Annotated in this window: 10 protein-coding genes; 3 read left to right on the forward strand and 7 right to left on the reverse strand. The window is 55.0% G+C overall.

Annotated elements, in window-relative coordinates; all coding sequences use genetic code 11:
• Positions 1-168 precede the first annotated feature (168 nt).
• Positions 169-906, reverse strand: a complete 738-nt coding sequence (locus NYR02_RS13640; RefSeq protein WP_260976904.1) for a tellurite resistance TerB family protein — start codon at positions 904-906, stop codon at positions 169-171.
• Positions 907-1121: 215 nt separating this feature from the next.
• Between NYR02_RS13640 and NYR02_RS13645 the strand changes: the two genes are divergently transcribed.
• Positions 1122-1673 carry a YdeI/OmpD-associated family protein gene (locus NYR02_RS13645; protein ID WP_260976905.1) on the forward strand — a complete coding sequence of 184 codons (552 nt, stop codon included), beginning with the start codon at positions 1122-1124 and terminating at the stop codon, positions 1671-1673.
• 70 nt (positions 1674-1743) lie between these two features.
• On the opposite strand, the gene NYR02_RS13650 is transcribed toward NYR02_RS13645, so the two are convergent.
• From NYR02_RS13650 to alr, 3 genes are read right to left on the reverse strand one after another with little or no spacing between them, the layout of a single operon-like run.
• The gene (locus NYR02_RS13650; protein WP_260976906.1) at positions 1744-2127 is read right to left on the reverse strand and encodes an MmcQ/YjbR family DNA-binding protein; all 384 of its coding nucleotides are present in this window, start codon (positions 2125-2127) and stop codon (positions 1744-1746) included.
• 35 nt (positions 2128-2162) lie between these two features.
• Positions 2163-2801, reverse strand: coding sequence for a glutaredoxin family protein (locus NYR02_RS13655; protein ID WP_260976907.1), 639 nt, complete (start codon positions 2799-2801; stop codon positions 2163-2165).
• A 31-nt stretch (positions 2802-2832) separates the two neighbouring features.
• Positions 2833-3948, reverse strand: a complete 1116-nt coding sequence (gene alr / locus NYR02_RS13660; RefSeq protein ID WP_260976908.1) for an alanine racemase — start codon at positions 3946-3948, stop codon at positions 2833-2835.
• A gap of 246 nt (positions 3949-4194) precedes the next feature.
• On the opposite strand from alr, the gene NYR02_RS13665 reads away from it, so the two are divergent.
• Together NYR02_RS13665 and NYR02_RS13670 are read left to right on the forward strand one after the other, a co-directional pair.
• Complete coding sequence (locus NYR02_RS13665) at positions 4195-5421, forward strand: DnaT-like ssDNA-binding domain-containing protein (protein WP_260976909.1); 1227 nt, start codon at positions 4195-4197, stop codon at positions 5419-5421.
• Complete coding sequence (locus NYR02_RS13670) at positions 5330-5998, forward strand: replication protein P (RefSeq protein ID WP_260976910.1); 669 nt, start codon at positions 5330-5332, stop codon at positions 5996-5998. Before NYR02_RS13665 ends, NYR02_RS13670 begins: the two co-directional genes overlap by 92 nt.
• Positions 5999-6075: 77 nt before the next feature.
• On the opposite strand, the gene NYR02_RS13675 is transcribed toward NYR02_RS13670, so the two are convergent.
• The 3 genes from NYR02_RS13675 to NYR02_RS13685 all read right to left on the reverse strand — a co-directional run bounded on the left by NYR02_RS13675 (position 6076) and on the right by NYR02_RS13685 (position 13892).
• Positions 6076-7800 carry a jacalin-like lectin gene (locus NYR02_RS13675; RefSeq protein WP_260976911.1) on the reverse strand — a complete coding sequence of 575 codons (1725 nt, stop codon included), beginning with the start codon at positions 7798-7800 and terminating at the stop codon, positions 6076-6078.
• 183 nt (positions 7801-7983) lie between these two features.
• The gene (locus NYR02_RS13680) at positions 7984-10095 is read right to left on the reverse strand and encodes a phosphatase PAP2 family protein (protein WP_260976912.1); all 2112 of its coding nucleotides are present in this window, start codon (positions 10093-10095) and stop codon (positions 7984-7986) included.
• A gap of 878 nt (positions 10096-10973) precedes the next feature.
• Positions 10974-13892 (reverse strand): TonB-dependent receptor, encoded by a 2919-nt coding sequence (locus NYR02_RS13685; protein WP_260976913.1) that lies wholly within the window; start codon positions 13890-13892, stop codon positions 10974-10976.
• Positions 13893-13903 lie beyond the last annotated feature (11 nt).

Raw genomic sequence — 13903 nt, forward strand, 5'->3', positions numbered from 1 at the left:
GGGAATCGGTTACTGCTCACCGATGGAATACGAGCAAATAGCAGCATGAAAATGAACGTGTCCGTTTTATCGGGGCAAGATCACGCGCTAAAGCGCGCCCATTAACTTTGCGTTAGAACCCCGCACTACCCTTTCTTAACCTGCCGCAAGTCCGCTGTCCTCAATCAGTCACCCCTGACCCGCCTGCGGTACCTGTTTTTCCAGTTCAGCCACCAAACCGGGCTCCAGCTTTAACTGCCGGGCCAGTTCCTGCAGGTAGGCTTTTTCCATAAAGTTCTGTTCATCTACGATTAACACCGAGGCCAGATAGACTTCGGCGGCTTCTTCCGGTGTTTTTACCTGAGCGGCTATTTCTGCCGGGTCGAGTGGCTTGCGCAGTTCCTGTTCCACAAAGCGGTTTACCTCTGCCGTTGCGCCCATAGCCTGTACTGCGTTGCTGATGCGTTGTTGTTCGGCATCGTCGATATGGCCGTCGGCTTTGGCGGCGGCAATCATGGCGGATAACAGCAGCAGGCTTTCACGTTCGCTCGGTGCGGGGGCGCTGATAGCGGCCTGTTCTGGCAAAGCCGCGGCCGGAATCTGAAGTGCGGCATCATGGTCGCTACCAGCAGCCGCTGCGTTTTTTCCGGCTTTCCAGCTCTGGTAGGTTTTAAAGGCAACAGCAGCCAGCGCGGCGCTGCCACCAACCTTCAGCGCAGTTGACCCAAGCTTGCGGCCGCTTTTTGAGCCCAGCAGCAAACCCAGTGCACCGCCACCCAAAGCGCCTTTGGCCAGGGTCGATAAGGTATCACTGCGCGCCTCGCCTTCGGCAGGAATATTCAAAGCCTTCTCCGCGCCCTGCTTACCTTGCTGGGCAAGATCCGTGGCAGAGCTGAGGAACAGATTCACCAGTCCTTTAATATCCATAACGCATACCTGATAACAAATGAGTCCATTACCAGTATGCGGATTTAAATTTAAGCTTGGGTCAGGGATTGTGAGGAATGGTCAGGCCGGGCATGCAAGGTTATGCGATAAAATTTACACAATAATAAGCAGGCAGCGCAGTCACAGAGGTTAACAGCCGCAGTCTGAGCCGCTACTATCATTCCGTTACTCATTAAGTGCCGACGGAATTATTTATGAGCAGGGACGCAGAAAAAACCATATTTACCGCGCAGTTATTCGCTCCGGCAAAAGCCGCTGGTGATGATCTTCGGGCATTTCTTATTCTGCCTAAAGAAGTCAGCGATCTGCTGCCCCGCCGTGGCCGCACCAGTGTCGAAGGCACCATCAATAATCACCCGTTTCAGGTAACTCTGGAGCCGGACGGCCAGCTCAGCCACTGGCTTAAAATGGATAAAACCCTGTATGAGGCCTGTGGCGCAACAACAGGTGAGACGGTCACTGTAGAAATTGCTGCCATGCAAAAGGAGCCGGAGCCTGCGCTGCCCGAAGATTTTCAGGCTCGTATTGATGCCTCACCGCAAGCTAAAGCGGTATGGGAAGCAACAACCACCATTGCCCGGGTCGACTGGATTCACTGGATTGAGTCTGCCACGCAGGCCAAAACCCGTGTAACCCGTATCGAAAACGCCTGCGATATGCTCGCCTCGGGTAAAAAGCGGGTGTGCTGTTTTGATCAGTCCGGGTTTTACAGTAAGGCTTTGCGCTCGCCGGACGTTAAAACCTGAACGGAATTAAAAGCCTGACAGAGCTGACGCCCAGCTCAGATCAGCCCAGTCCTGCACAGCCAAACAGGCATTATTCCGCACATAATTCTTTATCGCTGTAACGGGTGCTGAGATAGCGCTTCTGTGCTCTGGTTAATTTCTGAAAAATCAGCCGGTAAGAATGATCGACCATGCGTTCCAGCTCGCCGTCGGGCACATCGCCGTCCAGCAGCACTGTATTCCAGTGGGTTTTATTCATGTGGTAGCCGGCAATGACCGCGCTGAATACATCACGTAATTCCACCGCCTGCTGCGGATCACACTTCAGGTTAATGCGCGCTTTGCCGTCTTTTTCGTACAGCAGGGCAAACATTTTGTCCTGTACTTTATAAACATAAGCATCCGGGCCGAAGGGAAAATCCTCCAGCGCTTCGGGCTTGCTCAGCAGGTAAGTACGCAGGGTCTGAAAATTCATAATCTGAAACCTGACAATAACGAAGTCTGATACGTTTAAAGCAGTTTTTTAACCGCCGCATAATCGGTGCCGCGCACACGCTGATAACCGACATATACCGTTGGATAGCCGCCAATGCCCAGTGCTTTTAACAACCAGGTTTGCTTGGCGGGTTTTTCCACATCGTAATCCAGATAATCAACATTATGTTCGGCAAATTCGCCGCGCAGCTTTTTGCAGTAGCCACACCATGTGGTGCCATAGAGCACAATGCGCGGAGCGCCGTTGTCATCAAAGTGTTTGGCAAAAATGCGTTGTTCCTGCGCGGTTAAAGCCTGTTCGCCAAAGTTATTGGCCAGAATCGAGGCGTAGTGAGCGGCGTTGTAGCCCTGCATACGTTCGCGGCCAACCAGCAGAGTGGGCACGGTACGCGGGTTGCCGTAACGCTCTGCGCCTTGCGGGTCGCGGTCGGTAACAACAATTTCGGCATCAATATAACGGCGGCGCAGTTCGGCGCTGGCGTCATTGCAGGGCTCGCCGCAACCGCTGTTAATCAGCAACACCGCCCGTGGATTTCCGGCGCTGTCATACACACCGGAACCACTGACACGGGCAAACCAGTCATTCAGGGTGTCGCCGAGCGGCAGGTAAATATAGGCCGCGACAGCTGCGGCCAGTAACAGCAATTTTTTCATGCCTTACGTCCTTATATGGCGCATTCAGGGATCAGGGATTAAGTACGGTTGCGCCATCGCTGGGCAGTTCGCGCGCCACGCGTTTTACCCGTGACGTCAGCTGGCAGAACAACTCATAGCTGATGGTGCCGCACAGTTCTGCGATACGGTCAACGCTGAGATGTTCACCCCAAAGCTCAACCGGCGAACCGATCTGCGCGTGCGGATGGTCGGTAAGATCGACGGTGATCATATCCATCGACACCCGGCCTATCAGCGGGCATTCAACCCCATCCACCAGCACTGGCGTGCCGGCCGGGGCATGGCGCGGATAACCATCACCATAGCCAATAGCGACAACGCCCACACGAGTGTCACGTTCAGCCGTCCAGTCACCGCCGTAACCCACGGTTTCACCAGCGGGTACGTCGTGGGTGCTGATTAATTGCGATTCGAGGCTCATTACCGCTTTCAGGCCCAGCTCGGCGGCGCTTTTATAATTCAGCGGCGAGCTGCCATAGAGCATGATGCCGGGGCGGCTCAAGCCTTCGGCGACCAGTTCATCGTTGATGCGTTTTTCGGTGAGCAGGCCAGCACTGTTGCTGATGCTCAGTGGTACCGGCCAATCGTGGCTGTAGAGGGTATCAAGCTGAGTGGCGAGTACCGGTGACTGCCATTCATCGGCGCTGGAGAAGTGCGAGATTACATAGCGCAATTCCAGTTGTTCGTCGGCGCTGATCAGGGCGAGAATGTCGTCGGCCTCGCTGACGCGGAACCCTAAGCGGTTCATGCCACTGTTGATCTTCAGCCACACGCCTACCGGCTGACTCAGCGTGGCGCTGGCCCGGTCCTGCAGCTGTTTGCGGTGATGCACCACCAGCTGAATTTTGTGTTCGGCGGCCAGTGTCCATTCGTGCGCGTCGTAAGCGCCCTGCAACACCACCAGCGGACGGCGGATACCGGCTTCGCGTAGGGCCAGCGCCTCATCGACACAGGCCACGGCAAAGCCGTCGGCGCTGCTCAGGGCGCGTGCACAGTTGACCAGCCCGTGGCCATAGCCGTTGGCTTTGATCACCGCATAGGCTTTCCCGCTGACGCTGGATTTGGCCAATTGGTAATTGTGGCGGAAGTGAGACCAGTTGATTAATGCGCGCGTTGGACGTGTCATGGGCGTGGGAACCACCTCGAAAATAGGTACAATAGCGCTTTGGCCCAGCCACAACCAGTGATGCCGGTATCAATAACGCAACCGCCACTACCGTACGCGATGCTGCAGTGATATTGAATGCCGGGTATTTAGTGCAGGGCCGCCGGAGTACAATGCCGGCAGAATCCGCCGGGCGGCCATTATGTCAGGCCTGTCCGGCAAAAACACCCGCTGCCCTCTGGCCGCAAACCCGCTACGGAAACCACCATGCCCTGTCATCCACTGTTTACCGACAAAACCATTGCCCTCTCGGCAACGCTGGCGGCGACCATTGGCCTGGAAGAGGCCGTGTTGCTGACCGTACTGAACGATGCCGCCAGTATTCAGGGTCAGCAATGGGTGCGGCTTCATTATCAGGCGCTGCGTAACCAGTTACCGTTCTGGGATGATGTCAGCATCCGCCGGGTGCTGCGCAGCCTGCTCGATAAAGGCCTGCTCAGCCTGCAGGGCACGATGTTTCCCGATGGCGACGGCCTGACTTACGCCTTTAACGCCGAGCAAGCGCCTTATTATCCGTCCGAAGCACCGGCATCCCGTGCCCAGGCGGAAGCCTCTGCTCAGCCACGCCAGACCATTGCAGCCCCCCTGCCGGGCCACTTTAAACAGCCGCTGGAATCACGCTGGCAGCCGCAGGAAGACACCCTCGCACGGCTTGAGCAACATGGCATACCGCGCAGCTTTGCCTGGGCGCAAATGGATGCCTTTATTCTGCAGGGGCAGGAACAGGGCGCAAACCGCAATGACTGGAACACCCGCTTCTTCCGCCATGTGAAGAGTCAGTGGGTATTCACTCAGAACGATGCACAAAAGCAGCAGCGTACCCTTGAACGTGGTTTTCAGGGCGGTGTTCAGCCGCCCGGCAACCATCAGGAACGCAGTGCGTTTAAGCCCGTGCAGGATGAAGCCGCCGCCATCAGCCTTGATTGGCAACCCAGTCAGGATGCCTGCCAGATACTGCAGCGCGCCGGTATCGACCCGCAGTTTATTACCGATGCCGTGGCCGAGTTTGTGCTCTATTGGGCCGAACGCGGCGATGCGTTTAAGACCTGGAACAGCAAATTTATTCAGCAGGTGCGCCAGCAATGGGCGCGCTACAGCGCCTCGGTGGAACACTCCTCCCTGCCCACCCGTATTCCCGATAACTGGCAACCGGCCGAAGACTGCTACGACATTCTTGCCATGGGCCATATCGACCGTCAGTTTGCTCAGGATCTGGTGCCGGAATTTGTGCTTTACTGGCGCGACTCCAATCAGGTACACAACAGCTGGAACAGCCGTTTTCTGCAATACGTTAAACAGCAATGGGGCAAGCGTTTAGCCCAGACTTCGTCAGGAGAATCCTATGGCACGCACACCGGACAGCACACAACTGCTCAACCGGGTTACGCAACAGCTGAAGCAAGTGTCCAGCGACTCAAAGACACCAGCTGGTGAAGCCCAGGCGCATGAGCCGAGCGTGGAGCAGAAAGAAGCCATTAACCAGATTTTTGAGCTGTTCCGCTTTAATTATCACAACCAGTTTTTAAAGGCCTTTCCCGACCTCGACACCATGATTATGGCAAAGCGGTTATGGGCGCGCCTGCTGGGTGAATACAGCGGTGACGTGATGATGCGCGCCGCCGAAAGAGCGGTAAAAGAGAGCAGCTTTTTACCCAACGTGCATGAAGTTGTGGCGCGTTGCGACGTGGCCGACAGCCTGGGTTTACCCTCGGCCCATGCCGCCTTTATGGAAGCCTGCCGCGCGCCATCACCGAAAAAAGAATTCAACTGGAGTCATCCGGCGGTGTATTACGCCGGCCGTGCCAGCGACTGGTTTTTTCTGGCCAATAACGTCGAAGAAAAAACCTTCCCGGTGTTTAAACGCAATTATGAAATACTGATAAAGCGCCTGCAGAATGGCGAAAGTATTGAGATGGACATTACCAAAGCCCTGCCGGAACACAGCGAAACACCGCTGCCGCGTAAAGAGCAGCAACAGCGGTTGCAGGAACTGAAGAAGCAGTTAAGTTAAAAAAATCCCGGAATACTCCGGGATTTTTTTTATTTAAATCATGATGAAGCGCTGATTACACTTCAAAAGCCCTACCGTTAAGGCACCAGCGTCCAGCGCTGGTTATTCCCACCCCAGCTATACCAGGTTCCGGCGTTATCGCCGGCATTGCTGCCGTAACCATCCACCACCTGTTCCGGGAATGTACGCATAGCCACTGAGCCGTCGGCATTCAGGCTGAAACGCTGATTAGCATTGCCATTGCACTGCCAGATCATCAGGTTAGCGCCGTTGGCAAAGTTGCCGCCATTATCCAGACAAAAGCGGTTGTCCTGCTGGCTGCGGATTAATCCGCTGCTGGCGTCGTAATGCCATTTCTGCCAGTTGCCGTTATTGCAGGTCCACTGACCTACGTTGGTGCCGTTGCTCATGTTGGCATTGCTGATATCCAGACACAGGCCGGAGGCGTTATTAATAAACTGCACGTAGTCCACCGCTGGCGGAATATTGCCCGCCCGGAACGGTGCGTAAACCACACCGGCTTTATCCAGCTCTTCACCGGCGCGGCCATGCAGGCCAACAATCTGCCAGCCAGCCGGAGCATTAAAGGTCTGACAGCTGCCGCTGGTTGAGCCCGCCGCTACGCTGCGGTTCTGACTGGTGGTAAAGCGGCTGTAGAAAATACGGGTTCTGCCGTCTTTCTGGCCGCTGCACAGCTGCAGTGAGGTCAGATATTCGCCACTGTTGAGGTTCAGCACATGATCCGTACCGCCATTACCGCCGTGCGATAGCACAAAGCCATTGCTCAGGGTCAGGTCGATACGGTCAACGCGGGAACCGGCGCGGATATTTACGCCGCTTACAGCCGGATTCTGCGGTAATACCGCCACATCGTTAAAATGCGTACCGTGCGGGCCACCAAAAGGATCGCTCAGCCGGCGGTCGGCCGGGGTGGAATAAACAAAGTCAGTTTGCAGCGGTGGGTGGTCAGACAGACGCAGACCATCGCTGGTGTTGTCGTCCTGACGCAGCAGGTGATAGACCGCATCCAGCCCGACAAAACCGTTATCGCGGAACAGTACTTTATCGACAATTTCGCAATCCGGGGCCGAGGTCTGCGGATCACAGGTCAGGGCATCAGCGCCACTGACCGGCACATCGCCGTTACGCGACAGCTTGAGCCAGGCATCGCTGAAACCACGGTTCAGCAGCTCCCAGATATTATCGCCGCCACGGGTATAACGGGTATTGGTATCGCCCATCACAATCACCGCATTACCGGCAGAATTGGCATCGATATAACTGATTAACTGGCGGATATTGCCACGACGGGCAGTCAGGTCGGCATCGCCCACCTGAGCCTGGGTATGCAGGTTATAGATATCCACATACACACCTTCTGCCAGACGGGTGCGCGCCAGGGTGAAACCCTTAGGGGTTAAACAATCAACGCCATTACAGTCTGCCCAGTGGACCCGCTCCCAGTCGCTGTACGGAAAGCGGCTGAGGGTATTCAGGCCACTGCCAATGCCCATGCCGCCGGTGGTGGCGGAGCGGTATGGATGGGTGTTGCAGGTGTCATAGAGTGCGGCGTGATAGTTAAAATCTTCCTGCACGTTCACCACATCAAATTCGTTGATATAACAACTGATCTCTTCCGTGGCGCTCTGGCGCGGCGATACCGCACTGGAAAACAATTCCAGTAAACCGGCGACGTTGTAGGTGAGCGTACTGAAGCTGCCTTCCTGTGAGGCCGATACCTGAGCAGGCGCGGCACAGAGTGCGGCCAGCATCATGCCGGCGGTCAGCATGGATCTGTTCATAAGAGTTACCTTCGTATTTATGATTATTATTTGGCCCATCGCAATTCAATTGCGGTACTTTTGTACCACATTAAAACTTGTCTGCGGCAGGACAACACGGGCCGCTGCGTAACACGCCAGATGCCAGCAGCGGCCCATCATGACCCGGTGGCGAAAAACACTGGTTTTCGCCACCATGAACGATCAGTTCAGGCGGGCAATCACGCTGGTGCCGGTGTACTCCAGCATTACTTCATAATCTCCGGCATCCACATGGCTGAACTCACCGGCAACCTTACCTGCCTGCAGCAAGGTATAAGCAGCCCCGCTTTGCGGCGTCAGGCCGGCAAAATCGAGCGTCAGCGTGGCACCATCAATAAACAGGGTTTCAGCAGTGGCAACCTGAGTGCTGTCAGCATCCATGGCCAGCTTCAGAACTGCAGCGCCATTCAGGGTGATATTGCCGCCCAGCTGTAATGCACCACGGGCATCAACCAGTGCCGTACCGGAGTTCACAAACAAGTCGCCCTGACCGAAGGCCGAAGCAGACGCGGCTTCCAGCGTACCGCCGTTAATCACGTTGCCACCGCTGTAGCTGTTGTTACCGGTCAGCGTCAGGTGACCACTGCCGGCTTTGCTCAGTTTGCCAGCGCCGCTGATGTCATTGCGCCACCAGTCACGGGCAGAGAAACCGCCATCACTGGCTTCCATCGTCACGCTCACATCCCCCAGGAAAGCGCCATAACCATCAGCCGCATCGACCAGATTAATGCGTCCCCAACCGTTGGAGTCATCCAGAATCGGATAGCCGGAATCGACTTCGGTGGTAAACAACACCGCCCGGCGCTGGGCATCGGACAGATAAGGCTGGCGGGTTTTCAGCAGGGCTTCCGCACCTTCAGGCACGACCGCAGGCTGACCAGTCTGGCTGCTGTCCTGTGGCAGACCGTAGGTCATACGGAAGCGGTATAACGCCTTGATCGCGGCGTGGTCGTCGTAGTCATTATTGTTAAACACATCGGCATTAACGGTAACGCCGTCGGCCTCGATAACGCTGCCGGTTTCACCTTCTGCCAGAGTGCGGTGGGCATAGTCGTACAGACTCATACCCGCTTCTGCGGCTTTGGTTTCGTAGAAAGCATGCAGCTGGTTGTAAGCGGCCTGGCCGGACTCATAACCTGCTGTGGTGTTCAGCGCATCGGCCGCACTCATCAGCGCCATAATGCGGCCACCAATCACATCCACAGGCGAGTGCATACCGGCAACAATACGGTTTTCACCCAGCTCAGAACCGCGCACAACATGCTCGGCAAAACGTTCCGGGAAGGCATACGCCAGCGACAATGACGACACCACACCGGCATTGGTGTGACCACTCGGATAACCACCGTCTTTGCGCAGGCTCTGTTCATCACCGCTGTTACTCTTACGGCGGGCACATACCAGCCCCGGAATCACACTGACATCGCTGTTATAAATATCGAAATTAATGTCTGCCGGTGCACCACTGCTGTTGATACAGGTACGCAGATCATTGCCGAGATATTCCACCGCACCGGTGCTGGTCATACGCCACGGGCGCGGGGTCGAGAAAATATATTTGGAACCACTGGTTGATGTTGCCGCCATGTTGTAACGCACATTATTGGTGAAACGTACGGCTGCGCCGAACGCGCTGTTTTCATCACCGGTAAAAGTCCAGCTGTCATCACTGTCGCCGAGGTAATGGCTGTCTTCCAGCACCTGCGCCACGGTCGGTTCGGTAATATCGTAATAGGTGCCGCTGTTCGCCACGTAGTCTTCGGTCAGCGGGCCAAAACCATCAACAACGGAATAGCTTTTACCGCGGCGGTCATCGAGATAAGCGCGGATTGCTGCTTCGTCAGAACGCTCAGCCGTCACTTTTTCAACGTAGGCAATATTGGCCGCCCAGACCGCTGCATTTTTAATCGGATTGGCTTCATAACTGTCCGGACCGCTGCCGCTGGCGGCACTCTGGTAAGCGTCACTGGTGCCTTTCCAGATGCTGTTAATACCTTTCAGGGCATGTGGATAGGGGTTGTCATGAATGCTGTATTTCAGCGTACTGTGACCATTATTTTTACCGTATAAAATCACCGGCAAAGGATAGGCAGCATCAGGGGCTGCTACATATTGCTCAAAACCCAGGCCTGCAGGCATTACCGGTTTACTGATGTCTGCCGTGCTGTTGTCATCGTTATTATCGTCGCCACAGGCGCTCAGCATCAGCGTAGCGGCCGCGACCATGGCCAGATACAGACCGTTGCGTTTATTCAGATTTTTTTCAGTATTCATAACGTTCACTTGGTTGTCGGATTTAAAATTTGTCAGATTTAAAAAGACATAAACCGCATGCCAAACATGCGATCTATGTTGAGAGAGACACCAGTGAAGACCGGCTGAAGCAGCACAAGGGGACATTACAGTTCTGTGAAGTTTTCCTAACAGGATATCCACAGGGCGGGAGTGGTCAGGAGCCACTGCTGTCCCACAGTTTGGAGTGACATTGTGTCACTCCAAACCGCAGCATTCATCGACTACTGTGTTTCAATCTGAAACGCCTTTCCGGGGCAAGCCCCTGGCCCCCTGCAAGGAGAGGTATCTCCTTCCGATCCTCTCTTTTCGGCGCGTCCGGCTTCATCCAGCCAACTGCAATAATTATGCGGCACGCAAAACAATTCGCCCCGGAACGACACTTTAAAACACCAATAATTTATATCGTTCCAGGGCAGGGTTTTGCTCTGAAGGCCGCAGAATCATCTGGTTGTCTGGCGCCGCACGATCGCCGGTTTAAGTAATCCGCTCAGCTGCATATCAAAGGAAACCGTGTTTGAAACATGAGACTTAAAAGAATACGTTTGATTTGAAAAGCGGAATCGCGGTGATGGTTTTCTGCGCCTCTGGGGCCGCCGCAGAAACCGCTGATATGTCTGGTCTGTCCGCAGGGATGCGGACAAGCGGCTCCGGCCATGGATGGCCGATGAGGCGCGCGGCCAGTAAATATCAAGGCTTCAAGGGTGACGGCCCAGAAAGCGCGAAGCTGGGGTCGGCCTGCCGGCAAGGGGATAAGTTCCCCTGGGAGGCAACAGGCTTTGATGTTGAAACAATGTTTTTGCTACTTATGGTGCTGATTAAAAACTGTGGGACAGTAGTGGGTCAGGGGCGATAAATATTCAGTGATCAGAAAAATTCAGGCTGATACCGGCCAGTATTTCTGTACCTGTGGTGGAATAACTGTAAACCCGGTTGGTTTTATCAACGAAAAGGTCAAAGGGTTCGTTGCCGAGATTGCGGGCATCCAGAGAAAATGTCAGTTGATGGCTGGCATTCCAGCGCAGATAAGCACCGGTAATTAATGACGCATTCACACCTTCGCGGTCATTATCATTTGCGCCCGGCACCCGCGTCAGATATTGCGAACGCGCCTTTAATGTCAGGCCAGCGCTGACACTCTGGTTGCGGAACCATAATTCGCCGTTCACCACATGGCGTGACAATCCCGGTGCCGGCAAAGTAGTAACGCCGTCATCCAGCGGATAACGGACCAGGCCGCGATTCAGTGCATAGCTCACCCGCACACCAAAATTCTGCAGCGCAGCGGGCAAAAAATAAAATGGCAGTTGCAGGTTCAGTTCAAGACCACTGATATCGGTTCCCGGCCCGTTCACCGGCCGCCGGTAAGTATATAAACCGTCGCTCAGTGCCAGCTGATCCCATTGCGGGTTGTAATATGGCAACTGCTCCAGCGTCAGCTCTTCAACCTGCGCGACGACCAGGCTGTCGATGCGTTTATAAAATAATCCGGCGGAAAAAAACTGCTGCTCATCACCGTACCATTCCGCAGAGACATCAAACGAGTGCGCGCGCGACGGTTGCAGTTGGGTATTACCACCTTCCACCAGCCGGGCACTGCTGCGTAATAATAAGGGTGACGTCAGGTCTTCTATCGATGGTCGCGCCAGATCACGGCGATAACCGAAACGCAGCAATAAATCATCGCGCGCCTGCATAACCAGATGAAACGCCGGTAACCAGTCAGCGTAATCTGAGCTGTTATTAACGGCGCTGCTGTCGCTGTCTATCGACCAGCGCCCGCGCACAAGTTGACGGGTAGCCGAATAACGCAGGCCCAGATCACCACGCAGTGGCCACGGCCATTGCCAGAATTCGTAAGAGGTCTGCCACCAGGACGACCAGGTATATTCGTTTAAGCGCCGCTGCTGTAACGGATCATGCACCAGTGCGGTGTTTGTCCCAAGGGCGTCAATAACCGCGTGGCTGCCAACAATCCAGTGATGCGGCAACCCTGATGGCCCGGGACCAGCGGAAAAATCACCGGGGGTACGCTGGTAAAATTCACCGACCGGGCCATTAATATCACTGTTATTATATTCGCCCTCGGCGCGGTCATTTAAAAAGCCCTGCAACTGCGTCCCGGCAAAGTGTCTGAAATTATCATCGTGCTTAATGTCGAGCTCGAAGGAAGCAACGCGATACTGATTCGTTACCTGATCTTCACGCAGATTAATCTGGTACAGCTGCCATTCCTGCGGATTGGTAATATCAAAGCCGTAATGATTGAGCGCAAAGCGATCGTTCTGGCGCAGATCAAAACTGAAGTCCTGAGCGTACGACATCAGCGTCACTTTATCGTGGTCCGGACTGTCGAAAACCGAGCGCTGGTAACCCAGTGCCGAATGCAGACGTACGCGTTCTGATAACGGTAAATACCAGTCAAATTTTAATTGGCCGAGGCGGGTTTCGTCGGTTTCGTAATTATGTTCGCTGCGGATATCAACGCCGGAAAAATTACCGTACACCATACCGGCATGACGGGTTGCAAAATCGTTAACCCGGATATGACTCAGATCCTGGGTTTTCAGTCCGGCCGAACTGATATGGTATTCGTGCATAGTTTGCTGACTGCGGGCCATAAAGGCCGTCAGGTCAAAGTCGCCCCAGCCGGTGTTGTGCCATTGCAGTGCGCTGTTTAAACCGTAGGAAATTTGTTCACGATCAAGAATATCGTAACGGTTATGGCGCGGATAAAAGACTGCGCCACTTTCCAGCTGCGTCTGCTGTTCAACACTTAATGCCGGCTGCTCTCCCCAATCAGCGGTTTGCCAGCGTACGGTGGAAAATCCCCGCTCCTGAGTTGCCCGGGTACGGTAACTCAGCCCCAATAACCAGCCGATGATTCCTGCCGTGCCGTTATCGCGGGCCCCCTGTACTCCACCCGATAAGGCAAACCCCTTACCATCATGGCTGAGGTTCTGTTCATTCTGCAGCGCAAACCATTGCTGGCCGACGTTGTTATCCGCCAGCGGCAGCGGCGTGCGTAAATCAACCGAACCGGCAATGGCACCTTCTTCCGTTCGCGCCGCCGCAGATTTATCCAGCTCGACCTGAGTAAAAAGCCCCGGCGGCAACATATCAAAATCAAAACTGCGCGAATTATTCACCGAGCCCCGCGCATCGATGCTGGTACCGGTAGCCAGCATCGGCATACCGTTCACCAATACCCGGGTAAAATCAGCCCCCAGACCGCGGATGCTGAGGTTGCGGTCCATACCGGCTTCCTGACTGAAAGCCACGGCGCTGGTTGCCGCAACGGACGAGGTAAGATCATTATTTCCGGCTAGCTGGCCGCGGGATAACGTCGCGCGGGTGCTGAGGGTATTGCTGTTATAACGGCTGGCCAGCGACGCATCGCGGATAAAAGGCGCTGCGGTAACGATGACTTCTTCAGCCGTTTTGTTGTCCGCAACTTCCGTCTGCGCTTGCGGCCCGTAAAACAGCACAACACCTGCCGCCGTCTGGCGGTAATGCCAGCCACTGTTGGCGGTGGCATAGTTAAGAAATTCGCTCAGCGAACAATCACCCAGTGGCTGGGCCAGCCAGGTTGTATCCGGCTGCGGATAATTGGTCAGCACTGCCAGCTGATAACGATCAGACACCTGCTGAATAATATGGCTGAGGGTTGTCTGGCTGACGCCATCATAAAAGCAGCGGTTGGCGGCCTGTGTATAAGCGCTGCCGGTCAGCAGCAGACCGACCCCCAGCTGCGGCCATACCCTGCGCCAGCGGCGCATGCTCCGTTGCC

It is taken from the genome of Thalassolituus pacificus (assembly GCF_025318105.1).
GTDB classification, from domain to species: Bacteria; Pseudomonadota; Gammaproteobacteria; order Pseudomonadales; family Oceanobacteraceae; genus Venatoribacter; species Venatoribacter pacificus.